Here is a 24,305-nt window from a genome sequence, read left to right on the forward strand (position 1 = left end):
ACGTAATTCGTAAACCTGGTTAAACCGCGGCGGCCCCCGAGACAATCTCGGTGAGTTCCTGAGTAATGCTGGCCTGACGAGCTTTGTTGTAAACCAACTGCAGCTCTTTAATCAGGCTGCCGCCATTATCGGTCGCGGCTTTCATCGCCACCATACGTGCGGCTTGCTCGCTGGCCAGGTTTTCTACAACGCCCTGATAAACCTGAGATTCGACATAACGACGCAGCAGAGTATCCAACAGCGGTTTCGGATCGGGTTCATACAGGTAATCCCAGGTTTTACGCTTCATATCGTCATCTTCTGATGCCGGTAAAGGCAACATCTGAGTGAGAGTAGGAACCTGAGACATGGTGTTAATAAATTTGTTGCTGACAACGTACAGTCTGTCCAGACGGCCTTCATCATAGGCCTGCAACATCACTTTAACCGGGCCGATCAGTTCGGACAGAGATGGGTTATCACCCATACCGGTCACCTGAGCGACAATATTGCCACCAACGGAGTTAAAGAAAGACACGCCCTTGGAGCCGATCATCGCGATATCGCTCTGAACGCCTTTTTCGGACCATGCTTTCATATCCGCCAGCAGTTTTTTGAACAGGTTAATGTTCAAGCCGCCACACAGACCACGGTCGGTCGACACCACCAGGTAGCCCACGCGTTTAACTTCGCGTTCTTCCAGGTAAGGGTGCTTATATTCCAGATTACCGTTTGCAAGGTGACCAATCACTTTGCGCATGGTTTCTGCATAAGGACGGCTGGCCGCCATGCGATCCTGCGATTTACGCATTTTGGAAGCGGCGACCATCTCCATCGCTTTAGTGATCTTCTGCGTGTTCTGGACGCTTGCGATCTTACTACGTATCTCTTTTGCGCCGGCCATGAGCTTCTCCTCAATGCCTTGCGGCCTGTCCTAAGACAAGCCGCCGGACGTTACCAGGACTGGGTTGCTTTGAAGGAATCGAGGATAGCTTTCAGCTTGCCTTCGATTTCGTCGTTATAGCCACCGGACTGGTTGATCTCTTGCATCAGCGGAGCGTGATCACGGTCAACGTAAGCCAACAGAGCGGCTTCGAAGCTACCGATTTTCGCCAGTTCCACATCTTCGAGGTAACCGCGTTCAGCCGCGAACAGCACCAGGCCCTGTTGTGCAACAGACATAGGGGCATACTGTTTCTGTTTCAGCAGCTCGGTCACTTTCTGACCGTGGCTCAGCTGTTTACGGGTAGCTTCATCCAGATCGGACGCGAACTGAGAGAACGCTGCCAGTTCACGATACTGTGCCAGAGCGGTACGGATACCACCGGACAGTTTCTTGATGATCTTGGTCTGAGCTGCACCACCAACACGAGATACGGAGATACCCGGGTTAACTGCCGGACGAATACCGGAGTTAAACAGGTTGGTTTCCAGGAAGATCTGACCATCGGTAATGGAAATTACGTTGGTCGGAACGAACGCAGAAACGTCACCCGCCTGGGTTTCAATGATCGGCAGAGCGGTCAGTGAACCAGTTTTACCTTTCACTTCACCTTTGGTGAAGTTCTCGACGTATTCCGCGTTAACGCGGGAAGCACGCTCCAGCAGACGAGAGTGGAGGTAGAATACGTCGCCAGGGAATGCTTCACGTCCAGGTGGACGACGGAGCAGCAGAGAAACCTGACGATAAGCAACAGCCTGTTTAGACAGGTCATCGTATACGATCAGTGCATCTTCACCGCGGTCACGGAAGTATTCGCCCATCGCGCAACCAGCATATGGTGCCAGGTATTGCAGTGCAGCAGATTCAGAAGCGGTTGCAACCACAACGATGGTGTTAGACAGCGCACCGTGCTCTTCCAGTTTGCGAACAACGTTGGAAATGGTGGACGCTTTCTGGCCGATAGCCACGTACACACATTTGATGCCAGAGTCGCGCTGGTTGATGATGGCATCGATAGCCATTGCGGTTTTACCGGTCTGACGGTCACCGATGATCAGTTCACGCTGACCACGACCGATTGGGATCATGGCATCAACGGATTTATAACCAGTCTGTACTGGTTGATCAACGGACTGACGGTCGATAACGCCTGGTGCGATAACTTCGATTGGAGAGAAGCCATCGTGCTCAACCGGACCTTTACCGTCGATTGGCGCACCCAGGGTGTTAACAACACGACCCAGCAGGCCACGGCCAACCGGAACTTCCAGAATACGACCCGTACACTTAACCTTCATGCCTTCGGCGAGGTCAGCGTATGGACCCATCACAACTGCACCTACGGAGTCGCGCTCCAGGTTCAGTGCGATAGCGTAACGGTTACCCGGCAGGGAAATCATTTCACCCTGCATACAATCGGCCAGGCCGTGAATGCGGATAACACCGTCACTTACAGAAACAATAGTACCTTCGTTGTGAGCTTCACTCACAACACTGAACTGAGCAATGCGCTGCTTGATCAGTTCGCTGATTTCGGTGGAATTCAGTTGCATGCTCCAGTCCCCTTAAGACTGCAAGACGTCTGCAAGGCGCTCAAGACGGCCGCGTACGCTGCCATCAATGACCATATCACCCGAACGGATGATTACGCCTGCCATTACAGACTTATCGATTTTGCAATTCAGCTTAACTTTGCGTGACAGACGTTTTTCCATCGCAGCAGTGATCTTCGAAAGCTGTTCGGTACTCAGTTCAGTTGCAGAAGTCACTTCGACTTCAGCAGTAGCTTCACTAAGGGCACGTAAGTGCTCGAACTGCTCAAGAACATCAGGGAGCACACGCAGACGACCGTTCTCAGCCATAACCTTAATCAGGTTCTGGCCGTTGGCATCCAGTTGCTCCCCGCACACGGCGATAAACGACGCGGCGAGGGTTTCTGGCGCTAACGCACCGGAAAGCAACTCAGCCATTTGTTCGTTTTTCGTCACCTCAGCGGCAAACGCCAGCATGTTCTGCCAGCGATCGACATTTTGGTGTTCGACAGCAAAGTCAAAAGCTGCTTTGGCGTAGGGGCGAGCTACCGTAACAAATTCAGACATCAGCCCCTCCCTCCTTACAGTTCAGCGACAAGTTTGTCCACGATGTCGCTGTTAGCAGCTTCATCCACGGAACGTTCGATGATCTTCTCGGCGCCAGCAACAGCCAGAATCGCAACCTGCTTACGCAGTTCTTCACGAGCACGTTTACGCTCAGCATCAATTTCAGCCTGAGCTTGTGCCACGATCTTAGTACGTTCCTGTTCTGCTTCAGCTTTTGCTTCGTCCAGGATCTGAGAACGGCGTTTGTTAGCCTGTTCAATGATTACCTGAGCTTCAGCTTTCGCTTTTTTCAGCTGGTCTGTCGCGTTGGCCTGTGCAAGGTCCAAATCTTTCTTAGCGCGTTCTGCGGAAGCCAGACCGTCAGCAATTTCTTTCTGACGTTTTTCGATGGCAGCCATTAATGGCGGCCATACATACTTCATGCAGAACCAGACAAAGAGAATAAACGCGATGGCCTGGCCGAGGATTGTTGCGTTCATGTTCACAGCACAATACCTCTTTAATTTCTGTGGCTTAGGGTTTTAAAACTACTACTACGCGACAGCAAACATCACGTACAGACCCAGACCTACAGCGATCATTGGGATAGCATCCACCAGACCCATAACGATAAAGAACTGAGTACGCAGCAGAGGAATCAGATCCGGTTGACGCGCTGCGCCTTCCAGGAATTTGCCCCCGAGGATGCCGATACCGATCGCAGCACCGATAGCCGCCAGACCCATCATCACAGCGGCAGCCATGTACAGCAGATCCATATTCAGGTTTTCCATGACAGTCTCCAGTTTGTTTCAATTAAAACGTAGTAGTGTTGGTAAAGAATCAGTGCTCTTCAGATGCCATCGACAGATAGACAATCGTCAGAACCATGAAGATAAAGGCTTGCAGCGTAATGATCAGGATGTGGAAAATGGCCCATGGCACATTAAGAATCCACTGTGACCACCACGGCAGAAGACCCGCGATCAGAATGAAAATCAGCTCACCCGCATACATGTTGCCGAACAGTCGCAGACCCAGTGAAACAGGTTTGGACAGCAGGCTAACGCCTTCCAGGATCAGGTTGACCGGAATAAACGCCCAGTGGTTGAACGGCTGCAAGGTAAGCTCTTTCACAAAGCCGCTTACGCCTTTCATTTTGATGCTGTAGAAAAGAATCAGGATGAATACACCGAGCGCCATCGACAGAGTGATGTTCACGTCTGCGGACGGAACCACGCGCAGTGCAGGCAGACCGAGGACGTGCTCGCCGATCCACGGAATAAAATCGATAGGCAGCAGGTCCATCAGGTTCATCAGGAAGACCCAAACGAACACAGTCAGGGCCAGCGGAGCAATCAGCTTGCTCTTGCCATGGTACATGTCTTTCACGCTGCCATGGACAAAGCCGATGATCATTTCGATGAACGTCTGGAATTTCCCTGGAACACCGCTGGTCGCTCTTTTAGCAACACCGCGGAACATGGCCAGGAACAGAAGACCCAAAACCACCGAGAAGAACATGGAGTCGATGTTGATCGTCCAGAAGGTGGCCGGGGGGTTATGCGGATCGACCAGCGAGAATGTACGCAGGTCCAACTGAAGGTTATTCAGATGGTGACCTATGTAATCCTGCGGCGTCATATTTTCTGAAGCCATGATGCCTTTTACCCTTTGTTGTTGATTACAGCTGGAGCCAGAACTTGTACCACCAGCACCAAAACCCACGTAGCTATCAGCGGCATGAATACCACTTTCAAAACCGCCAGCGCCATCACCAGTAGAGCAAAGGTTAGCAACACCTTACACACTTCGCCGAGGGCGAAGGACCAGGCCACGCGGCCTTTGGCAGGTGTATGCGCCTGATGACGCCAGGCAAAAATCATAAACAACACGTTTGGCAGAACCACCGCCAAACCCCCGCACACGGCGGAGATGCCCCAGAAGGGGTCTTTGAGGCTAAACAGCAGTCCACTTGCTATCACAGCCAGAAACTGAATGAACAGAAGCTTACGAGCAACGTTTCTACTCAAGAGCGACACAGACATCACGTTTTTACTCCTGCTCCCTTTGAGGTATGTCGCGTGTCGTATAAAACGTCCTTTAAGGCTCAGAGTCAAGCATCAAAAAGCGGACAAATTATACGGTGCGCCCCCGTGATTTCAAACATTAAGTAGCGAAAAGGTGAATAAATGTTTAAATATTTTTCCCCACCGCTATTTTTTAACTTTTCGTGAAACCGCAGGCCTTCCAACAAAACTGCAAACCGCGCGAAAACGTTGACGATAAAGCGTGCACGAGATCACAAAATACACATTTACGATAAGGTTGTATTTATCAAAGACGTAAATCGGTTTATTTCATCTTTATGATATTAAAGATAAATTGTCGTAACTATTTTCAAAACAGCCCTGTATACAACAAAAACCTTTCATTGACATTCTTAATAAATATTTAACATTCCCACCTTATTGCGACTTTTCACTTTTAGCAGGCTGATATTTTCGTTGTTGACTATTCTCCAGGGTAACCATGCGAATAACGTTAACCCAAAGAAAATCCATGGTAACAACAAGGTTAAATTAACTTCAGCAAAATCTCTTTAGTTGTGCTGTTTTTTAACACTATAAGAACAGCACAAATTCCACATTTTTTATTAATTATTTAAAAATTGTTTGGCTTAATTATCACCAGATGGCGTTCGCCTTCGAGTTGAGGAATGTTTAATTTCTCAATAGATTCGACTGAAAAACCAACAGGAAGTTGTTCAATCTCCTCACCAGGTAACTGTCCTTTCAGCGCATAAAAACGGCCATTTTGTGCAGGCAAATGCTTGCACCAGCTCACCATGTCGTTGAGTGATGCAAATGCACGGCTGATAACACCGTCAAACGGTGGTTCCGCCGGGAACTCCTCTACCCTGCTCTGTACGGGTGTGATGTTATCAAGCTGCAATTCATGCTGCACCTGGCGTAAGAAACGTACGCGTTTTCCCAGGCTGTCCAGCAGCGTGAAATGGCACTCAGGACGAACAATCGACAACGGCACGCCAGGCAGGCCCGGACCCGTCCCGACGTCGATAAAGCGCTCACCTTGCAGATGCGGGGCAACCACGATGCTATCGAGGATATGGCGAACGAGCATCTCGTTGGGATCGCGTACGGAAGTCAGGTTGTACGCTTTGTTCCATTTGTTCAGCATATCGACATAGGCCACCAGCTGATTTTTCTGGTGATCGGTGAGCGAAATACCTGCTTCATCCAGCAGACGAGAGAGTTTATTGAGCACGGTGAATACCTGTTTAGAGATTTTTCGCCCGGTGGCGCTGTCGCTTACCGGGCCTACGAATAAGTAGGGCGGGTAAGCGAAGCGCCACCCGCCAAAAAGCAATGTTCAAGGAACTACGCGCTGCGGCGCAACATACCTTGTTTTTTCAACCACACCAGCAGAATCGAAATCGCGGCAGGCGTGACGCCGGAGATACGTGATGCCTGGCCGATCGACACAGGCTTGTGATCGTTCAGTTTGGCGATCACTTCATTGGAAAGGCCTGTCACCTGACGATAGTCCAGCATTTCCGGCAGCAACGTGTTTTCGTTGCGCTGCTGTTTTTCGATCTCATCCTGCTGACGCGCGATGTAGCCTTCGTACTTCACCTGGATTTCGACCTGCTCTGCCGCTTCAACGTCTTCAAGACCCGGCGCGAACGCGGTCAGTTTGACCAGGTTCTCATAGGTCACTTCCGGGCGACGCAGCAAATCTTCACCGCTGGCTTCGCGCGAGAGCGGCGCAGTCAAGTGAGCGTTCACTTCGGCAGCAGTTTCTGCCTGTGGATTCACCCACGTTGTTTTCAGGCGCTGACGTTCCTGTTCGATGCGTTCCAGCTTCTCGTTGAAACGCGCCCAGCGTTCGTCATCCACCAGACCCAGCTCACGACCCATTTCGGTCAGACGCAGATCGGCGTTGTCTTCGCGCAGCATCAGGCGATATTCCGCGCGGGACGTAAACATACGGTACGGTTCTTTGGTGCCCAGGGTGCAAAGATCGTCGACCAGCACGCCCAGGTAAGCCTGGGAACGACCCGGAGCCCAGCCCTCTTTCTCGGCAGAGAAGCGCGCGGCGTTAAGACCCGCAAGCAGGCCCTGTGCGGCAGCTTCTTCGTAACCTGTTGTGCCGTTGATCTGACCGGCGAAGAACAGCCCATGGATGAACTTGCTCTCCAGGGTTGGTTTCAGGTCACGCGGATCGAAGAAATCATATTCAATAGCGTAGCCTGGACGAACAATTTTAGCGTTCTCCATGCCCTGCATTGAGCGAACAATTTGCATCTGCACATCAAACGGCAGGCTGGTGGAAATACCGTTCGGATAAATTTCGTTAGACGTCAGTCCTTCCGGCTCGAGGAAGATCTGGTGCTGGTTACGATCGGCAAAGCGCATCACTTTGTCTTCGATCGACGGGCAGTAGCGTGGGCCGATCCCTTCGATCACGCCAGCATACATTGGGCTACGATCGAGATTATTACGGATCACGTCATGGGTTTTTTCGTTGGTGTGCGTGATGTAGCAAGGAACCTGCTGCGGATGCTGAGCCGCATTGCCCATGAACGAGAACACCGGCATTGGGTTATCACCATGCTGTTGCGCCAGCACGCTGAAATCAATGGTTCGGGCATCGATACGTGGCGGCGTACCGGTTTTCAGGCGGCTGACGCGCAGCGGCAGCTCACGCAAACGACGAGAAAGCGGAATGGACGGCGGATCGCCAGCACGGCCACCGCTGTAGTTATCCAGACCGATATGGATTTTGCCATCCAGGAATGTCCCGACGGTCAGCACTACCGCTTTAGCACGGAATTTGAGGCCCATCTGGGTCACCGCGCCGACAACGCGATCGTTCTCAACGATAAGATCTTCCACCGCTTGCTGGAAGATCATCAAATTCGGTTGGTTCTCCAGTGCGGTACGTACTGCCTGACGGTAAAGCACGCGGTCTGCCTGGGCTCGGGTCGCACGGACAGCCGGGCCTTTACTCGCGTTTAGTATCCTAAACTGGATGCCTGCCTGATCGATCGCTTTCGCCATCAGGCCGCCAAGTGCATCCACTTCTTTTACCAGGTGTCCTTTCCCAATGCCGCCAATCGCCGGATTACAGGACATCTGTCCAAGCGTGTCGATATTGTGTGTCAAAAGCAGGGTCTGCTGACCCATACGCGCTGCGGCCATTGCGGCCTCAGTGCCTGCATGACCCCCGCCAATGATGATGACGTCAAAAGGATCCTGATAAAACATGGTGGTCTGCCTCGCGTAAAGCGGTATGAAAATGGATTGAAGCCCGGGCCGTGGATTCTACTCAACTTTAGTCTTTCGAGAAAGCATTGGGATCCTGGGCTATTAAAAAGAAGATCTTTTTATTTAGAGATCTGTTCTATTGTGATCTCTTATTAGGATCGCCTCTCCCTGTGGGTAAGTCCGATCTCGCAAAGAAGATCATGCAGTTAGAAAGGATCGTTTGCTGTGAATGATCGGTGATCCTGGACCGTATAAGCTGGGATCAGATCGCGACTTTATACACAGGCCAAAAACGGGACGCGAGTTATTCTTTGGATAACTACCGCTTAATACGAGCTTTTAACCAGAGTTATCCACATCTGTTCGCGCGATCTTTAATCGTTTTTGAGTAAATTTTTCCATTCTTCCAGCCAAATCTCTGCTGGATCCTCTGGAATATCGTGTTCGAGGATGTTGATCTTGAGTGTTTCACCGAGCTGTTTGGCTCCAGATGACTTCACTGCGGCTTCTATTTTCTCTACTGCACCACAGAAGGTGTCATATTCACGGCTGCCGATACCGACTGCACCGAAACGTACGGCTGACAGGTCGGGTTGTTGCTCCAGCAGTTCGTCATATAAAGGTTGCAGGTTGTCCGGGATATCGCCCGCACCGTGCGTAGAAGTGATCAGTAGCCAGATCCCGGCAGTCGGAAGATCTTCCAGTAACGGCCCGTGCAGGGTTTCAGTGGAAAAACCGGCATCTTCCAGCTTTTCGGCCAGATGTTCTGCAACGTATTCCGCGCCGCCCAGGGTGCTGCCACTGATAAGAGTAATGTCCGCCATTGATCGCTCGCTCATATTAAGAGGCGGCCATTGTACGCTGTGAACGAGCTGGGATCTACCTGTGGAAAATGTGGGAATGAATTTGCCCGATCATGGGCGGATAGTCCGCATGATCGGGTTTTGCAGGGAGATCAGTGTCTCGGTGGACTGAATTTCATCGATTGTTTGGATCTTGTTGATAAGTACCTGCTGGAGCGCATCGATGGATCGGCACATCACTTTGATAAAGATGCTGTAGTGCCCGGTGGTGTAGTACGCCTCGGTGACTTCATCGAGTGCATTCAGCTTTTCCAGCGCAGAGGGATAATCTTTGGCGCTCTTAAGGATGATGCCAATAAAACAGCAGACGTCGTAACCCAGCTGTTTTGGACTGACATCGATACGTGCACCGGTAATAATCCCGGCCTGCTTCATCTTCTCTACACGCACGTGAATGGTTCCGGGGCTGACGCCAAACTGTTTTGCCAGTTCTGCATAGGCGGTACGTGCATTGGCCATTAACGCTTCCAGGATGCCGCGGTCCAGATTGTCGATCTGATAATTTTCCATAGGTTTTTCTTATGAAGATTAGTGAATCACTCTATTCTAGCGTCATATTTTAACGAATCAAAAGTGAAGGTGGCTTTTTGTTGTTGGATTATTGAATTGAGTGCCATTTTTGTTGCTTAATCAATACCAACAGGACGCAGGAGTATAAATAATGAAAACCGCTTACATCGCAAAACAACGCCAGATCAGCTTCGTTAAATCCCACTTTTCCCGTCAGCTGGAAGATAAGCTCGGCCTGGTTGAAGTTCAGGCTCCAATCTTAAGCCGCGTAGGAGACGGGACACAGGATAACTTGTCTGGTTGCGAAAAAGCGGTTCAGGTGAAAGTGAAAACACTGCCAGATGCCCAGTTCGAAGTGGTTCATTCACTGGCGAAATGGAAGCGTCAAACGCTGGGACAACACGACTTCAGCGCCGGCGAAGGGCTCTACACGCACATGAAAGCCCTTCGCCCTGATGAAGACCGCCTTTCCGCTATTCACTCTGTTTATGTTGACCAGTGGGACTGGGAGCGCGTAATGGGTGATGGCGAGCGTCATATCGGCACGCTGAAATCCACCGTTGAGGCGATCTACGCCGGGATCAAAGCGACTGAAGCCGCAGTGAGCAAAGAGTTTGGTCTGGCACCGTTCCTGCCGGAAACGATCCACTTTGTTCACAGCCAGGAGTTGCTGAGCCGCTTCCCGGATCTGGATGCTAAAGGCCGTGAACGCGCAATTGCAAAAGAACTGGGTGCTGTATTCCTGATGGGTATCGGCGGCAAGCTGTCTGATGGTAAGCGTCATGACGTTCGTGCGCCTGATTACGATGACTGGAGCACGGCTGGCGAGAGCGAATTTGCCGGTCTGAACGGTGACATTCTGGTCTGGAACCCGGTTCTTGAAGATGCATTTGAGCTTTCTTCAATGGGGATCCGTGTTGATGCTGCTGCGCTGAAACGCCAGCTTACTGTTACGGGTGATGAAGATCGTCTCCAGCTGGAGTGGCACCAGGCGTTGTTACGTGGTGAGATGCCGCAGACCATTGGGGGTGGCATCGGGCAATCTCGTTTGACTATGCTCCTGCTGCAACTGTCGCATATTGGCCAGGTGCAATGTGGAGTTTGGCCGCAGCAGGTTCGTGAAAGCGTCGGTTCCCTTCTTTAATTAGCGTCGCCAGCGTCTGAGCAGGCGGCTACGTAACCCGGTATCAAAGCGCCAGATATGATCGAAGATGCGCATGATGCCGGGTTTGCCATTAACGGACATCGCCACAGCGTGAAAACGATGCTGATGTTCGCGCTGTAATACCTTCACTTTATTTACCACATCATCCGGCAGCCGCTGGGCAATAAAGTCAGAGATCACCACCGCATCGGCATCATACCAGTCGCCACCCTGCATACGTTCGATAATGGCGCGAAAGCAGCTTGCCATATCGGTACCGCCGCGAAAGCGCTGGCTTAAGAAACGGATGGCCTGCTCAATGCCTTGCTGCCCCGTCAGTTCGTAACCCACCACCTCACTGGAAAACAGCATAATAAAGCAGCGACGTCGGTCGGCCAGGGCCACGCGCATTAGCGCCAGGCAAAAGGCCTTCGCGCATTGCTCATTAAAACCGCCCATTGAACCGGATGTATCCACGCACACTATAAAAGGCCCGCGCGGCTGCTCATCAAAATCCTGATGCACCACCGGACGCTGGCTGATTTTTTCGTGCCAGGATTCGCCATGTAGCCGGTAAGTGAGCAACTGCTTTTCCACCAGCCGACGATAAAACTCGTACTCCAGCTCGGTGATACCCAGCGTGCTCAGCTCAGTAGGCAACAGGCGCAAAATATCATCGCTCTGTTGTAACCCATCAACCTGTTCGGGCACCGTTGCCGGTTCACGCACCAGCGTGCGGAAAGTTTCCATTGGCGCATCTTTTTTCGGGACGGATTTCGCCTCCCGCGAACGGCCCAGCTGCTCTGCGAGCTTCATGAGCTCAGGTTGTTGCGTCAGAAAGTCGCCATATTTCACAATCAGCTGGTAATCACCGCGCCGTAGCTGCCCGGCGCTCATATCCCACAGGCGTCCGGCCGCGTTTTCGTTTTCCACCAGCACCTGCTCTAGCTGGCCGCTGAGCGTCATACGCTCCTGCACTTCGCTCAGAAGCTGTTCACGCTCTTCATCAAGCAGCTGCTGGTTAAGGGTTGTCGCCTGCACCACCAGGCTGAGCCGCCAGCGCTGTAAAAACAGGGTATGCAGTGCCGGAGTAAAGGTGGCGTTATCGGTGACCAGCGTTCTGGCCTGGCTGGCAAACGGAGAGTGGACTTTATCCAGCAGAGTCAGGGTTTGCGGTAGCTGAACAATGAATTGCGGCGTGGATAACCGCTGGCACTGCTGATAGCACGCCACTTCTTCAGTGAGTTCAGGCGGGACTTCTGTCTCTTTTAAGCGCTTACGCAGATTATCTCGCCAGCGCGGGAGATCGTCGGTCATGGCCTTTTTGAGCTTTGGGAATTTTTCAAAGAAGGCCGCCAGCTGTGGGGTGGCCAGCAGAGTAATGACGACCTCTTCGATCAATCCTTCCTCGCTGACCGCCAGCATGACGTTGAGCGTATCCAGCGTTAGCATTGACGTGCCTGTTTGATCTGCGCGCCCACGTCCTGAAGGCTGGCTTCAATGCGCCCTAACCAGTCGCTATGGATAAAGAGACACTTCTGCTGCTCGCTGAAGCGGGTATGTTGCTGATGCCATTCGGTATCCAGTGCTTCCAGCTGCTGTTTGATCTCTTCTGGCACGCTGTCTGCCGCCGTGCCGGGTAACGCAAGGCGGGAACCTTGCAGGCTAACATCGCGGAGCACCAGATGCTGGCTGGTATCCACTTCCATATTCAGCAACTGCGCAAAACCAATACCGTTGAGCTTGCCGCGGATGTCGCCGCCCTTATCGAGCCACTGCGATAACGCCTCGCGCTCAAGGGTAATGTGCACCACCTGCATATCGTGGAGTTTTAGCGGTTGCTGGAGCAGAAGCGTGAGGGACGTCGTCGTGAGTTCGGCCGGCAACTCGTAATGCGGTTTACGGGCAAACATACCGCCAAGACGGTTAACTTTAAGCGCTGTTTTATCGCTTTGCTGCTGCTGGAGCTGCATCCTACGCTGGGCAATGGCGCCGAGCTGATTGAGCATTGACTGCTGTCCCCAGGCCTGCCCGGTCATCAATATTTCAAGCTGTTGCTGCATCAGGTTCATGCCTTCTGCGTCATGCCACAGACAATCTTTCAGCAGGATCAGGTCAATAGGCGCAACGGCATCGCGCCCGCTAAACAGGGCGCTGGCCTGTAACAGACGGATCGCTTTTTTCCAGCGGCGATCGGAAACATAGGGAGCTGAAGGCAGTAAATCGAGCTGCTGGCGCAGCATGAAGATAAGCTCAAAAACGGCATCCGGCAGTTTGATTTTGCCGATCTCCTGCTGCCACTGATGATATTCCTCATCGGTGACCTGAAGGGAAGCGGGTACCGGGTTTTCGTTCTCATCCTGCTGGCTGACCAGCATCGAGCGGAAGTTCGATTTGTCCTGGACTTTGTCCAGCCACAGACGGATAAGCATACGGTCGTAAAGCGCTTCCAGGCTGTTGTCGGCTTCCGGAAGTTCGTTGGAGGCGGCCACCAGCAGGCGCATCGGGATTTTCTCTTCACTGGCGCCGTTACGGAAGCGACGTTCGTTAATTGCCGTAAGCAGGGTGTTCAGAATGGCCGGGCCGGCTTTCCAGATCTCATCGAGAAACACAATCTCCGCTTCCGGGAGATAGCCATCCGTCAGACGCTGATAGCGCCCTTCATCTTTTAAGGCCTGAATGGAAAGCGGACCAAAAACCTCTTCAGGGGTAGAGAATCGGGTCATCAAATATTCAAAGGCACGGGCATTCTGGAAAGCGTATTTCAGCCGGCGGGCAATCAGGCTTTTCGCAATCCCCGGCGGGCCAAGTAAAAATACACTTTCACCGCTCAACGCCGCCAGTAAACACAGGCGGATAGCGTGGCTACGCTCGAAAAGGCCTTTTTCCAGCGCGCTGCTGAGGCGGGAAATTCTTTCTGCTAATAAATGTGAGTGAGCCATAATAGTTTTGCATCCTTTCGCCGTCGTGGCGGCCAATTGAAGCGAGTATAGACGTTTCAGTCAGGGCTGGTAATAGACTGAAGTGCGGCGCTATTTTCTTTGCGATACATTAACGCGGTTGCATTTAGGGGTACGATTTTGCAATTAATCGTGCATACTGTGCGCTTTTTGTGGGCCAAGGGACTAAGCACACATTTGTTATACAAACGAAAAGACTAGTCTATGAGCACTGATAATAAGCAATCATTACCCGCAATAACGCTTGCGGCGATCGGGGTTGTCTACGGTGATATCGGCACCAGCCCACTTTATACGCTTCGTGAATGTCTGTCCGGTCAGTTTGGTTTTGGTGTTGAACGTGACGCTGTGTTTGGTTTTTTGTCACTCATCTTCTGGCTGCTGATCCTGGTTGTTTCCGTTAAATATCTCTCCTTTGTTATGCGTGCTGATAACGCAGGTGAAGGCGGTATCCTGACGCTGATGTCTCTTGCCGGGCGTAATACTTCGGCCAAAATGACCTCGGTGCTAGTTATCATTGGGTTGATTGGTGGCAGCTTCTTCTATGGCGAGGTGGTGATCACCCCGGCGATTTCGGTTCTCTCGGCAATAGAGGGGCTGGAAATCATCGCGCCGCAGCTTGATACGTGGGTTGTCCCGCTGGCCATTATTGTTCTGACGCTGCTGTTTGCTATTCAGAAGCATGGCACTGGGCTTGTCGGGAAGCTGTTCGCACCGATTATGCTGGCCTGGTTCCTGATCCTGGCGGCGCTGGGGTTGCGCAGCATTATTGCGAACCCAGAAGTGCTGCACGCCCTGAACCCGCTCTGGGCAGTTAACTTCTTCCTCGAATATAAAACCGTTTCGTTTATTGCATTAGGTGCGGTTGTTCTTTCTATTACTGGTGTTGAAGCGCTGTATGCGGACATGGGGCATTTCGGCAAGTTGCCTATCCGCGTGGCATGGTTTGCCGTGGTGCTGCCGTCACTGGTGCTGAACTACTTCGGCCAGGGCGCGCTGTTGCTCAAAACCCCGGAAGCCATTAAGAACCCGTTCTTCCTGCTGGCACCCGACTGGGCGCTGGTGCCGATGCTGATCCTCGCCACCCTGGCGACCGTTATCGCGTCTCAGGCGGTGATTTCCGGCGTGTTCTCCCTTACGCGTCAGGCCGTGCGTCTGGGTTATCTCTCGCCAATGCGCATTATCCATACTTCGGAAATGGAGTCGGGCCAGATCTACATTCCTTTCATTAACTGGCTGCTCTACTTTGCGGTTGTAATTGTTATTGTGAGTTTCGAGCACTCCAGCAACCTGGCTGCGGCATACGGTATTGCTGTGACCGGTACCATGGTACTGACGTCGATCCTCTCCACGACCGTGGCGTACCGGAACTGGCACTGGAATAAATTCCTGGTGGGGATGATTCTGGTGGGCTTCCTTTGTATCGACGTGCCGCTGTTCTCCGCGAACCTCGACAAGATTGTCTCCGGTGGCTGGCTGCCGCTTACCCTCGGTCTGGTGATGTTTATTGTGATGACAACGTGGAAGAGCGAACGCTTCCGTCTGCTGCGTCGTATGCATGAGCACGGTAACTCTCTGGAAGCGATGATTGTTTCTCTGGAGAAATCCCCGCCGGTTCGCGTTCCGGGCACTGCGGTGTATATGTCTCGCGCGTTGAACGTTATCCCGTTCGCGCTGATGCATAATCTCAAGCACAACAAAGTGCTGCATGAACGCGTGATCCTGCTGACGCTGCGTACTGAAGATGCGCCATATGTTCATAACGTGCGTCGTGTCCAGATTGAGCAGCTGTCGCCAACCTTCTGGCGCGTGGTGGCGAGCTACGGCTGGCGCGAAACGCCTAACGTGGAAGAGGTGTTCCACCGCTGCGGTCTGGAAGGGCTGAACTGCCGCATGATGGAGACCTCGTTCTTCATGTCGCATGAGTCGCTGATCATCGGTAAGCGGCCGTGGTATCTGCGTCTGCGTGGCAAGCTGTACCTTATCCTGCAACGTAACGCCCTGCGCGCACCTGACCAGTTTGAGATCCCGCCTAACCGCGTGATTGAGCTTGGGACACAGGTCGAGATTTAAGTCCTCTTTGAAATGCCGGGTGGCGCTGCGCTTACCCGGCCTACTCTACCCGTAGGCCCGCGCAAGCGAAGCGCCGCCGGGCAATTCCCCCTCTCCACATTTCACTTAGCGAAACGTTTCGACGTTGATCACAAATCTGTTACGTCATGATGGTTTTCTGAACACTAGTGGGTCTACACTGTATTCAGCGAAACGTTTCGCTAGTGGAGCAAGAAAATGAAGAAAGGCACTGTACTCAACTCAGAAATCTCATCGGTTATCTCCCGTCTTGGGCATACCGATACGCTGGTAGTTTGCGATGCAGGCTTACCGGTTCCGCGCAGCACAACCCGTATCGATATGGCGTTAACGCAGGGCGTGCCCTCGTTTATGCAGGTACTGGACGTGGTGACAGCGGAGATGCAGGTTGAGACAGCCATTCTCGCGACGGAGATCAAACAACATAATCCGCAACTCCACGAAACGTTGCTCGGCCACATTGAGCAACTGCAAAAACACCAGGGAAACACCATAGAAATTCGTTACACAACGCACGAACAGTTCAAACAACAAACCGCAGACAGTCAGGCGGTGATTCGCAGCGGGGAGTGTTCCCCGTATGCGAATATTATTCTCTGTGCTGGCGTCACTTTCTGAGGCCATCATGGACGCATTATTGCAACTCAAAGGGATCGATAAATCGTTCCCTGGCGTAAAAGCCCTCTCCGGAGCCGCGCTGAACGTATACGCCGGGCGCGTGATGGCGCTGGTGGGCGAAAACGGCGCTGGCAAATCCACCATGATGAAAGTGCTGACCGGTATCTATCAACGCGATGCAGGCTCACTCACGTGGCTGGGTAAAGAAACCACCTTCAACGGCCCGAAATCATCCCAGGAAGCCGGTATCGGCATTATCCACCAGGAGCTGAACCTGATCCCGCAACTCACCATTGCGGAAAACATCTTCCTGGGGCGCGAATTCGTAAACCGGTTTGGCAAAATCGACTGGAAAACGATGTACGCCGAAGCGGACAAACTGCTGGCGAAGCTGAACCTGCGCTTTAAAAGCGACCGCCTGGTGGGCGATCTCTCCATCGGCGATCAGCAGATGGTGGAAATCGCTAAGGTGCTGAGCTTTGAGTCAAAGGTCATCATTATGGATGAACCGACCGACGCCCTGACCGATACCGAAACCGAATCCCTGTTCCGTGTTATCCGCGAGCTGAAGTCGCAGGGGCGCGGGATTGTCTATATCTCTCACCGTATGAAAGAGATCTTCGAGATTTGCGACGACGTAACCGTCTTCCGCGACGGGCAGTTTATTGCCGAGCGCGAAGTGGCCACACTGACTGAAGATACCCTGATCGAAATGATGGTGGGACGTAAGCTCGAAGATCAGTACCCGCATCTGGATAAAGCGCCGGGAGAAATCCGCCTGAAGGTGGACAACCTCTGCGGACCGGGTGTGAACGATGTAACCTTTACCCTGCGTCAGGGGGAAATCCTTGGCGTAGCGGGCCTGATGGGCGCGGGACGTACCGAGCTGATGAAAGTGCTCTACGGCGCGCTGCCGCGCACCAGCGGTTACGTCACCCTTGATGGCCATGAAGTTGTCACTCGCTCTCCGCAAGATGGTCTGGCGAATGGCATCGTCTATATTTCTGAAGACCGTAAGCGCGACGGCTTAGTGCTGGGCATGTCGGTGAAAGAGAATATGTCTCTTACCGCACTGCGCTATTTCAGCCATAGCGGCGGCAGCCTGAAGCACAAAGACGAACAGCAGGCGGTCAGCGATTTTATCCGTCTCTTTAACGTCAAAACGCCGTCGATGGAGCAAGCAATTGGCCTGTTGTCCGGCGGTAATCAGCAGAAGGTGGCCATTGCGCGCGGTCTGATGACGCGCCCGAAAGTGCTGATCCTTGATGAGCCAACCCGTGGCGTGGATGTGGGCGCGAAAAAAGAGATTTATCAGCTGATTAACCAGTTCAAGGCCGACGGTCTGAGCATCATTCTGGTCTCTTCCGAGATGCCAGAAGTATTAGGCATGAGCGATCGCATTATCGTCATGCATGAAGGGCATCTCGGCGGTGAATTCACTCGCGAGCAGGCCACCCAGGAAGTTCTGATGGCTGCCGCTGTGGGCAAGCTTAATCGCGTGAATCAGGAGTAAGAAGATGACTACCCAGGCTGTTTCTGGTCGCCGTTATTTCACCAAGGCATGGCTGCTGGAACAAAAATCGCTGATTGCCCTGCTGGTGCTGATCGCGATTGTATCCACCATGAGCCCGAACTTTTTCACCGTTAATAACCTGTTCAACATTCTTCAGCAGACTTCTGTAAACGCCATTATGGCGGTCGGGATGACGCTGGTGATTTTGACGTCGGGGATCGACCTGTCCGTTGGTTCCTTGCTGGCGCTCACCGGTGCGATTGCGGCTTCAATTGTAGGGATTGAGGTCAACGCGCTGGTGGCCGTGGCTGCGGCACTGGCAGCAGGTGCGGCGATTGGCGCCGTGACCGGCGTGATTGTGGCGAAAGGCCGCGTCCAGGCGTTCATCGCCACGCTGGTAATGATGCTGCTGCTGCGCGGTGTGACCATGGTTTACACCAACGGCAGCCCGGTGAACACCGGCTTTACGGATAACGCCGATCTGTTTGGCTGGTTCGGTATCGGTCGCCCGCTGGGTATCCCGACGCCGGTCTGGATCATGGCTATCGTCTTCCTGGCGGCGTGGTACATGCTGCATCACACCCGTCTGGGGCGCTATATCTATGCGCTGGGCGGTAACGAAGCGGCGACTCGCCTTTCTGGTATCAGCGTCAATAAAGTCAAAATTATCGTGTATTCCCTGTGCGGCTTGCTGGCGTCACTGGCGGGCATCATCGAAGTGGCGCGTCTCTCTTCTGCGCAACCTACGGCGGGTACAGGTTATGAGCTGGACGCCATTGCGGCGGTGGTGCTGGGCGGTACGAGTCTTGCCGGCGGTAAAGGACGTATTGTTGGGACATTGATCGGCGCACTGATCCTCGGTTTCCTGAATAATGGTTTGAATTTGTTAGGTGTTTCCTCCTATTACCAGATGATCGTTAAAGCGGTAGTGATTTTGCTGGCGGTACTGGTAGACAACAAAAAACAGTAACTGACGACACTACAGGACATCTTAGATATGAACATGAAAAAACTGGCTACCCTGGTTTCTGCTGTGGCGCTGAGCGCAACCGTAAGTGCTAACGCAATGGCGAAAGACACCATCGCGCTGGTGGTCTCAACGCTGAACAACCCGTTCTTTGTCTCTCTGAAGGATGGCGCGCAAAAAGAAGCGGACAAACTGGGTTATAACCTGATTGTACTGGACTCCCAGAACAACCCGGCGAAAGAGCTGGCTAACGTTCAGGACTTAACCGTTCGTGGCACCAAAATCCTGCTGATTAACCCAACCGATTCCGACGCTGTGGGTAACGCCGTGAAAATGGCAAACCAGGCGAAAATCCCGGTGATCACCCTGGACCGTCAGGCATCTAAAGGTGATGTCGTCAGCCACATTGCGTCTGACAACGTTCTGGGCGGCAAAATCGCCGGTGATTACATCGCGAAGAAAGCTGGTGAAGGCGCGAAAGTTATCGAATTGCAGGGTATCGCCGGTACTTCCGCTGCCCGTGAACGTGGCGAAGGCTTCCAGCAGGCTGTTGCAGCACACAAATTTAACGTTCTGGCCAGCCAGCCTGCCGACTTCGACCGTACTAAAGGTCTGAACGTGATGCAGAACTTGCTGACCGCACACCCTGATGTCCAGGCCGTATTCGCACAGAATGACGAAATGGCGCTGGGTGCGCTGCGTGCTCTGCAAACTGCCGGTAAATCTGATGTGATGGTTGTCGGGTTTGACGGTACTCCGGATGGTGAAAAAGCAGTAAATGATGGCAAACTGGCTGCGACCATCGCTCAGCTGCCTGAGCAGATTGGCGCAACAGGTGTTCAGACTGCTGATAAAGTGCTGAAGGGCGAAAAGGTTCAGGCAAAATATCCAGTTGACCTGAAACTGGTCATCAAGCAGTAATATGCGATTCAGGCCGTCACTGGCGGTCTGATGGACAAAATACAAAGAAAAGTGTGGCATACGCCACCGGTTAATCCCGGTGGCGCTCTCAGATGGACACCTCATACATGAAAACCGCTGGCAACCTCGTTGTTCTTGGCAGTATCAATGCCGATCACATTCTTAACCTTGAATCTTTCCCGACACCCGGTGAAACCGTCACGGGTAATCAGTACCAGGTGGCATTTGGCGGCAAAGGCGCAAACCAGGCCGTTGCTGCCGGGCGCAGCGGCGCACATATTGCGTTTATTGCCTGCACGGGTGATGACGATACGGGCGAGCGCGTACGTAAACAGCTGGCAAGCGATAACATCGACATTGCGCCAGTGAGCGTGGTGGCCGGGGAATCAACCGGCGTAGCGCTGATTTTCGTTAATGCGGAAGGTGAGAATGTCATCGGTATTCATGCAGGGGCTAACGCGGCGCTGACAACAGAACGCGTTGAGGCGCAGCGCGAAATTATTGCCAGTGCAGAAGCATTGTTGATGCAGCTGGAGTCCCCAGTGGAGAGCGTACTGGCTGCGGCCCAGATTGCGCATGAAAATCATACCACTGTCGTACTTAATCCGGCGCCTGCCCGTGTATTATCAGATGAGCTCCTGGCGCTGGTGGATATCATTACCCCTAACGAAACCGAAGCCGAAAAGCTGACCGGTATTCGTGTGGAAAATGACGACGATGCGGCGCGTGCGGCTAAAGCGCTGCACGAAAAAGGTATCAGCAACGTTATCATTACCCTCGGCAGCCGCGGTGTGTGGGCCAGCGTCAACGGTGAAGGCCGCCGCGTACCGGGCTTTAAGGTTAAAGCCATTGATACCATTGCGGCCGGAGACACCTTTAACGGTGCGCTGGTGACGGCGTTGCTGGAAGGTAAAGCGCTGGATGAGGCCATTCGTTTTGCTCATGCCGCTGCCGCTATCGCGGTCACCCGCAAAGGTGCGCAGCCTTCCGTTCCGTGGCGTAAAGAGATCGATGAATTCTTAAGTCAGCAGGGGTAACGCTTGGCCACAATGAAAGATGTCGCCCGCATGGCGGGCGTTTCTACTTCTACTGTCTCCCACGTTATCAATAACGATCGCTTTGTCAGCGAGGCGATTCGGGAAAAAGTCGAAGCCGCAGTAAAAGATCTCAACTATGCGCCGTCGGCGCTGGCTCGCAGTCTGAAGCTCAACCAGACCCGTACCATCGGGATGCTCATTACCGCCAGTACCAACCCGTTTTATTCCGAACTTGTGCGTGGCGTAGAGCGTAGTTGCTTTGAGCGCGGCTACAGCCTGGTGTTGTGTAATACCGAAGGCGACGAGCAGCGCATGAACCGTAACCTTGAAACGCTGATGCAAAAACGCGTCGACGGGTTACTGCTGCTGTGTACCGAAACGCATCAGCCCTCAAAAGAGATTATTCAGCGCTACCCTTCTATTCCTACGGTGATGATGGATTGGGCACCGTTCGACGGCACCAGCGATCTGATTCAGGATAACTCGTTGCTGGGTGGTGATATGGCAACGCAATACCTGATCGATAAAGGCTATACCAGCATTGCCTGTATCACGGGGCCACTGGATAAAACGCCGGCCCGTTTACGTCTTGAAGGATATCTCTCCGCAATGGCGCGGGCAGGGCTTTCCATTCCTGAGGGATATTGCATTACCGGCGACTTTGAATTTAACGGCGGGTTAGAGGCCATGCAAAAGCTGCTGGCACAGGCACAACGTCCGCAGGCGGTATTTATTGGCAACGATGCGATGGCATTTGGTGCTTATCAGGCGTTGTATCAGGCCGGGTTGAGTATTCCAGGTGATATGGCGGTGATCGGCTACGATGATATCGAACTGGCCAGCTACATGACCCCACCGCTGACCACTATTCATCAGCCAAAAGATGAACTGGGCGAGCTGGCCATTGATGTGCTGATCCATCGTATGGCGCAGCCCGCACTGCAACAGCAACGTTTGCAGCTTACTCCTGTTCTGATGGAACGGGGTTCGGTTTAACCTTTGGTTTGTGGCGTTCTTTGATCAGGTTTCGGCCATCTTTGGGTTTTAGCAACATAAAGACCAGCGCAGAGACAACGGTAAGCGCGCCCATCGTGATAAAGGTGTAATGGAATTGCTCGACGGTGTTTGCGCTGTCGAATCCTTCATAGAACCGCAGTACCGCCGCACTCACGGCAACCCCCAGGCTTATCGACAACTGTTGAGTAACCGCCAGCACGCTATTCCCGCTGCTGGCGTTCTCATCCGTCAGGTCTGCCAGCGTGATGGTATTCATCGAAGTGAACTGCGTAGACATCGCCATCCCCAGAACAAACAGCGGCAGGATGAGCATCCAGACCGGTAATGCTGCGGATTGCAGCGAGAACTGTGCAATCATCAGGCCGATAAATACGGTCACACCAACCAGCGTCTTACGATAACCGCACCAGCGCAGCACCTGTGTCACGGTTGATTTGGCCAGAATCGACCCCATTGCCGTGGGCGCCATCATGCAGCCAGCAATCAATGCCGGGTAACCAAAACCGACCTGCAACATCAACGGCATCAGAAAGGGAACGCAACCTGTACCCAGCCGCGAGGCAATGTTTCCGGCAACACCCACTGAAAACGTTCGCGTATTAAAGAGAGACAACGAGATAAGTGGCGTCGGGTGGCGGCGTGCATGACGTATATAAAGAAGCAAAAGCAGAATGCCGCTGAGAATAATGGATACCGCTATCCACGTTGCCACGATCTTCTCGCCAAACAACTCCATCCCGCTGGAGAACAGTACCAGGCTCAGGCCAAACAGGAAAAAGCCCCCCATATCAAAGCTGCGTTTGGGGGTGGTGAAGTCCGGCATATATTTGCGGGCATAGAGAAGCCCTGTGATACCAATCGGAATGTTAATAAGGAATATCCAGTGCCAGCTTGCCCAGGTCACAAGCACGCCGCCCAGGACCGGGCCCAGGATTGGGCCTACCAGCCCAGGCATGGTAACGAAGTTAAGCACGGGAAGCAGTTCGCTGCGCGGATAGGCCCGTAACAGCGCCAGGCGTGCCACAGGCATCATCATCGCTCCGCCAACCCCCTGAAGTACGCGAAAGATTACCAGCTGCGTTAAGGATGTAGAAAGCGCACAGGCCAGGGAGCCGAGGGTAAACAGGGTCACGGCCAGCATAAAGATTTTGCGGGTGCCGAAGCGATCTGCCAGCCACCCGCTGACCGGGATAAGCATCGCCACCGTCAGGGTATAACTGATAATGGCCGACTGCATTGCCAGCGGAGAACGGTTAAGACTGTGGGCAATTGCAGGGAGAGCGGTGTTAAGGATGGTGGCATCCAGTGCCTGCATAAAGAACGCCATGGCTGCAATCCACGGCAATCCGGCTATGCTGCGTGCTTTTTTCTCGGTCATTTATTTTCCTGCTGGTGGTTTGGCGCTGCCAGCAATGCCTGACATGCACTCTGGGCGCGTTGCCCGTCACTGTCCTGAATCGCATCAACAATGGCCTGATGCAGATCCAGCTTCACCACTTCGTCTTGTGTAATTGAGGTGAAGTAGGTGTGATAAACCGAATGGAACAGAGAAGCAAACGAGGTCAGGAACGGATTACCGCTCATATAATAGATGTGCTCATGCCAGGCCATGTCCACTTCAACCCAGCGTTCGCGATTGAAGTGCTTCTTCAGGAAGACCATCTCTTCCATTAAGGTATTCAGCTCCGCTTTTTGTTCTGCACTACCTAGCGTGGCGGCAAGCAGGCACGCCTGAGGTTCAAGACTGCTACGCATTACCAGGAAATGATCAACAACCTGATGGAAGTTATCTTCCGTCATCCACCAGGAGAGCAGCTCCTGGTCGAGGAAATTCCAGTTACCCTGCGGCATAACGCGAGTCCCTATGCGCGGGCGTGGCAATACCATCCCTTTTGCCGTCAATGTTTTCACTGCTTCGCGAACGGCAGTACGGCTTACCCCAAACTGCTCACCCAGTTCCATTTCGCCAGGCAGGATACAACCAGGGGCATATTTACCCGCTAAGATCAGCTGAGCCAGCTTTTCTGCCAGCACATACGATAAGTTTTTTTGTGCTGCCAGCTGTTGTGCGCTTAAGGGCATCGCTCTTATTCCTTAATTGTTCATGCTGGTAAGTATGCCACCTGGAGTGTGATTGTGGTTGCAAATACATCAAATAGAACAATTTGTAGCTTGATTTAGTATGTTTTGGTGAAAAAAGACACGGTCAGAAACTTTTTTTAAATTTCCTCTTGTCACTTCAGAATAACTCCCTATAATGCGCCTCCACTGACACGGAACAACGGCTTACAAGCCGCCGGGTCAGCAGGGTTCTCCGGCGAAAGCCGCTGAAGAATCCCGGAGAAAAGCGAAAATAAATGCTTGACTCTGAAT

The 24,305-nt window shown here is 52.7% G+C and carries 23 protein-coding genes; 8 read left to right on the forward strand and 15 right to left on the reverse strand.

Going from position 1 to position 24,305, the window contains the following annotated elements:
* Positions 1–19 precede the first annotated feature (19 nt).
* From atpG to asnC, 11 genes are all read right to left on the reverse strand, one after another.
* Entirely contained in the window at positions 20–883 is an 864-nt protein-coding gene (gene atpG / locus ACS603_RS05425) for a F0F1 ATP synthase subunit gamma (RefSeq protein WP_182063065.1), read from the reverse strand.
* 50 nt (positions 884–933) lie between these two features.
* Positions 934–2,475, reverse strand: coding sequence for a F0F1 ATP synthase subunit alpha (atpA, locus tag ACS603_RS05430; RefSeq protein ID WP_014172283.1), 1,542 nt, complete (start codon positions 2,473–2,475; stop codon positions 934–936).
* Positions 2,476–2,487: 12 nt separating this feature from the next.
* Positions 2,488–3,021, reverse strand: coding sequence for a F0F1 ATP synthase subunit delta (gene atpH / locus ACS603_RS05435; RefSeq protein ID WP_182063064.1), 534 nt, complete (start codon positions 3,019–3,021; stop codon positions 2,488–2,490).
* 14 nt (positions 3,022–3,035) lie between these two features.
* Complete coding sequence (gene atpF / locus ACS603_RS05440; protein WP_015961084.1) at positions 3,036–3,506, reverse strand: F0F1 ATP synthase subunit B; 471 nt, start codon at positions 3,504–3,506, stop codon at positions 3,036–3,038.
* Positions 3,507–3,554: 48 nt separating this feature from the next.
* Positions 3,555–3,794 carry a F0F1 ATP synthase subunit C gene (atpE, locus tag ACS603_RS05445; RefSeq protein WP_000429386.1) on the reverse strand — a complete coding sequence of 80 codons (240 nt, stop codon included), beginning with the start codon at positions 3,792–3,794 and terminating at the stop codon, positions 3,555–3,557.
* A gap of 49 nt (positions 3,795–3,843) precedes the next feature.
* Positions 3,844–4,659, reverse strand: coding sequence for a F0F1 ATP synthase subunit A (gene atpB, locus ACS603_RS05450; RefSeq protein ID WP_129994687.1), 816 nt, complete (start codon positions 4,657–4,659; stop codon positions 3,844–3,846).
* An 8-nt stretch (positions 4,660–4,667) separates the two neighbouring features.
* Positions 4,668–5,048, reverse strand: coding sequence for a F0F1 ATP synthase subunit I (atpI, locus tag ACS603_RS05455; RefSeq protein ID WP_008500194.1), 381 nt, complete (start codon positions 5,046–5,048; stop codon positions 4,668–4,670).
* 616 nt (positions 5,049–5,664) lie between these two features.
* A complete protein-coding gene (gene rsmG, locus ACS603_RS05460) occupies positions 5,665–6,288 on the reverse strand; it encodes a 16S rRNA (guanine(527)-N(7))-methyltransferase RsmG (protein WP_182063062.1) in 624 nt (207 codons plus the stop codon).
* A gap of 113 nt (positions 6,289–6,401) precedes the next feature.
* The gene (gene mnmG / locus ACS603_RS05465; protein ID WP_182063061.1) at positions 6,402–8,291 is read right to left on the reverse strand and encodes a tRNA uridine-5-carboxymethylaminomethyl(34) synthesis enzyme MnmG; all 1,890 of its coding nucleotides are present in this window, start codon (positions 8,289–8,291) and stop codon (positions 6,402–6,404) included.
* A gap of 374 nt (positions 8,292–8,665) precedes the next feature.
* The gene (gene mioC / locus ACS603_RS05470) at positions 8,666–9,115 is read right to left on the reverse strand and encodes an FMN-binding protein MioC (protein WP_182063060.1); all 450 of its coding nucleotides are present in this window, start codon (positions 9,113–9,115) and stop codon (positions 8,666–8,668) included.
* A gap of 90 nt (positions 9,116–9,205) precedes the next feature.
* Entirely contained in the window at positions 9,206–9,664 is a 459-nt protein-coding gene (gene asnC, locus ACS603_RS05475; protein WP_003862383.1) for a transcriptional regulator AsnC, read from the reverse strand.
* A gap of 151 nt (positions 9,665–9,815) precedes the next feature.
* Between asnC and asnA the strand changes: the two genes are divergently transcribed.
* Positions 9,816–10,808: an aspartate--ammonia ligase gene (asnA, locus tag ACS603_RS05480; protein WP_315687382.1), complete on the forward strand. Its 993-nt coding sequence runs from the start codon at positions 9,816–9,818 to the stop codon at positions 10,806–10,808.
* Here asnA and viaA read toward each other — a convergent pair whose 3' ends face one another.
* Positions 10,809–12,260: an ATPase RavA stimulator ViaA gene (viaA, locus tag ACS603_RS05485; protein WP_182063058.1), complete on the reverse strand. Its 1,452-nt coding sequence runs from the start codon at positions 12,258–12,260 to the stop codon at positions 10,809–10,811.
* Complete coding sequence (ravA, locus tag ACS603_RS05490) at positions 12,254–13,750, reverse strand: ATPase RavA (RefSeq protein WP_182063057.1); 1,497 nt, start codon at positions 13,748–13,750, stop codon at positions 12,254–12,256. The genes viaA and ravA overlap by 7 nt, the downstream gene beginning before the upstream one ends.
* A gap of 222 nt (positions 13,751–13,972) precedes the next feature.
* Here ravA and kup point away from each other — a divergent pair, with 222 nt between their 5' ends.
* The 7 genes from kup to rbsR all read left to right on the forward strand — a co-directional run bounded on the left by kup (position 13,973) and on the right by rbsR (position 21,911).
* Positions 13,973–15,841 (forward strand): low affinity potassium transporter Kup, encoded by a 1,869-nt coding sequence (kup, locus tag ACS603_RS05495; protein ID WP_182063056.1) that lies wholly within the window; start codon positions 13,973–13,975, stop codon positions 15,839–15,841.
* 216 nt (positions 15,842–16,057) lie between these two features.
* Positions 16,058–16,477, forward strand: coding sequence for a D-ribose pyranase (gene rbsD, locus ACS603_RS05500; RefSeq protein WP_315687377.1), 420 nt, complete (start codon positions 16,058–16,060; stop codon positions 16,475–16,477).
* Between the two features lie 7 nt (positions 16,478–16,484).
* A complete protein-coding gene (gene rbsA / locus ACS603_RS05505; protein WP_182063496.1) occupies positions 16,485–17,990 on the forward strand; it encodes a ribose ABC transporter ATP-binding protein RbsA in 1,506 nt (501 codons plus the stop codon).
* 4 nt (positions 17,991–17,994) lie between these two features.
* Positions 17,995–18,960 (forward strand): ribose ABC transporter permease, encoded by a 966-nt coding sequence (gene rbsC, locus ACS603_RS05510; protein WP_119936500.1) that lies wholly within the window; start codon positions 17,995–17,997, stop codon positions 18,958–18,960.
* A gap of 27 nt (positions 18,961–18,987) precedes the next feature.
* The gene (gene rbsB / locus ACS603_RS05515) at positions 18,988–19,878 is read left to right on the forward strand and encodes a ribose ABC transporter substrate-binding protein RbsB (RefSeq protein WP_182063054.1); all 891 of its coding nucleotides are present in this window, start codon (positions 18,988–18,990) and stop codon (positions 19,876–19,878) included.
* Positions 19,879–19,985: 107 nt separating this feature from the next.
* On the forward strand, positions 19,986–20,915 hold the full coding sequence (gene rbsK, locus ACS603_RS05520) for a ribokinase (RefSeq protein WP_182063495.1): 930 nt from the start codon (positions 19,986–19,988) through the stop codon (positions 20,913–20,915).
* Positions 20,916–20,918: 3 nt separating this feature from the next.
* Positions 20,919–21,911: a ribose operon transcriptional repressor RbsR gene (gene rbsR, locus ACS603_RS05525; RefSeq protein ID WP_182063053.1), complete on the forward strand. Its 993-nt coding sequence runs from the start codon at positions 20,919–20,921 to the stop codon at positions 21,909–21,911.
* On the opposite strand, the gene mdtD is transcribed toward rbsR, so the two are convergent.
* Both mdtD and ACS603_RS05535 read right to left on the reverse strand, forming a co-directional pair.
* Positions 21,877–23,310, reverse strand: coding sequence for a multidrug transporter subunit MdtD (mdtD, locus tag ACS603_RS05530; protein WP_474943893.1), 1,434 nt, complete (start codon positions 23,308–23,310; stop codon positions 21,877–21,879). The two genes, rbsR and mdtD, sit on opposite strands and share 35 nt — an antisense overlap.
* Positions 23,307–24,014, reverse strand: coding sequence for a FadR/GntR family transcriptional regulator (locus ACS603_RS05535; RefSeq protein ID WP_182063051.1), 708 nt, complete (start codon positions 24,012–24,014; stop codon positions 23,307–23,309). Before ACS603_RS05535 ends, mdtD begins: the two co-directional genes overlap by 4 nt.
* Positions 24,015–24,305: the final 291 nt, after the last annotated feature.

This window comes from Enterobacter sp. Li2LvB3, from assembly GCF_056156645.1.

Coding starts and splice junctions, on each gene's coding strand:
- atpG (WP_182063065.1), bottom strand. CDS start 883: ATGGCCGGCGCAAAAGAGATACGTAGTAAGATCGCAAGCGTCCAGAAC.
- atpA (WP_014172283.1), bottom strand. CDS start 2,475: ATGCAACTGAATTCCACCGAAATCAGCGAACTGATCAAGCAGCGCATT.
- atpH (WP_182063064.1), bottom strand. CDS start 3,021: ATGTCTGAATTTGTTACGGTAGCTCGCCCCTACGCCAAAGCAGCTTTT.
- atpE (WP_000429386.1), bottom strand. CDS start 3,794: ATGGAAAACCTGAATATGGATCTGCTGTACATGGCTGCCGCTGTGATG.
- atpB (WP_129994687.1), bottom strand. CDS start 4,659: ATGGCTTCAGAAAATATGACGCCGCAGGATTACATAGGTCACCATCTG.
- atpI (WP_008500194.1), bottom strand. CDS start 5,048: ATGTCTGTGTCGCTCTTGAGTAGAAACGTTGCTCGTAAGCTTCTGTTC.
- mnmG (WP_182063061.1), bottom strand. CDS start 8,291: ATGTTTTATCAGGATCCTTTTGACGTCATCATCATTGGCGGGGGTCAT.
- mioC (WP_182063060.1), bottom strand. CDS start 9,115: ATGGCGGACATTACTCTTATCAGTGGCAGCACCCTGGGCGGCGCGGAA.
- asnC (WP_003862383.1), bottom strand. CDS start 9,664: ATGGAAAATTATCAGATCGACAATCTGGACCGCGGCATCCTGGAAGCG.
- asnA (WP_315687382.1), top strand. CDS start 9,816: ATGAAAACCGCTTACATCGCAAAACAACGCCAGATCAGCTTCGTTAAA.
- viaA (WP_182063058.1), bottom strand. CDS start 12,260: ATGCTAACGCTGGATACGCTCAACGTCATGCTGGCGGTCAGCGAGGAA.
- ravA (WP_182063057.1), bottom strand. CDS start 13,750: ATGGCTCACTCACATTTATTAGCAGAAAGAATTTCCCGCCTCAGCAGC.
- kup (WP_182063056.1), top strand. CDS start 13,973: ATGAGCACTGATAATAAGCAATCATTACCCGCAATAACGCTTGCGGCG.
- rbsD (WP_315687377.1), top strand. CDS start 16,058: ATGAAGAAAGGCACTGTACTCAACTCAGAAATCTCATCGGTTATCTCC.
- rbsA (WP_182063496.1), top strand. CDS start 16,485: ATGGACGCATTATTGCAACTCAAAGGGATCGATAAATCGTTCCCTGGC.
- rbsC (WP_119936500.1), top strand. CDS start 17,995: ATGACTACCCAGGCTGTTTCTGGTCGCCGTTATTTCACCAAGGCATGG.
- rbsB (WP_182063054.1), top strand. CDS start 18,988: ATGAACATGAAAAAACTGGCTACCCTGGTTTCTGCTGTGGCGCTGAGC.
- rbsK (WP_182063495.1), top strand. CDS start 19,986: ATGAAAACCGCTGGCAACCTCGTTGTTCTTGGCAGTATCAATGCCGAT.
- mdtD (WP_474943893.1), bottom strand. CDS start 23,310: ATGACCGAGAAAAAAGCACGCAGCATAGCCGGATTGCCGTGGATTGCA.
- ACS603_RS05535 (WP_182063051.1), bottom strand. CDS start 24,014: ATGCCCTTAAGCGCACAACAGCTGGCAGCACAAAAAAACTTATCGTAT.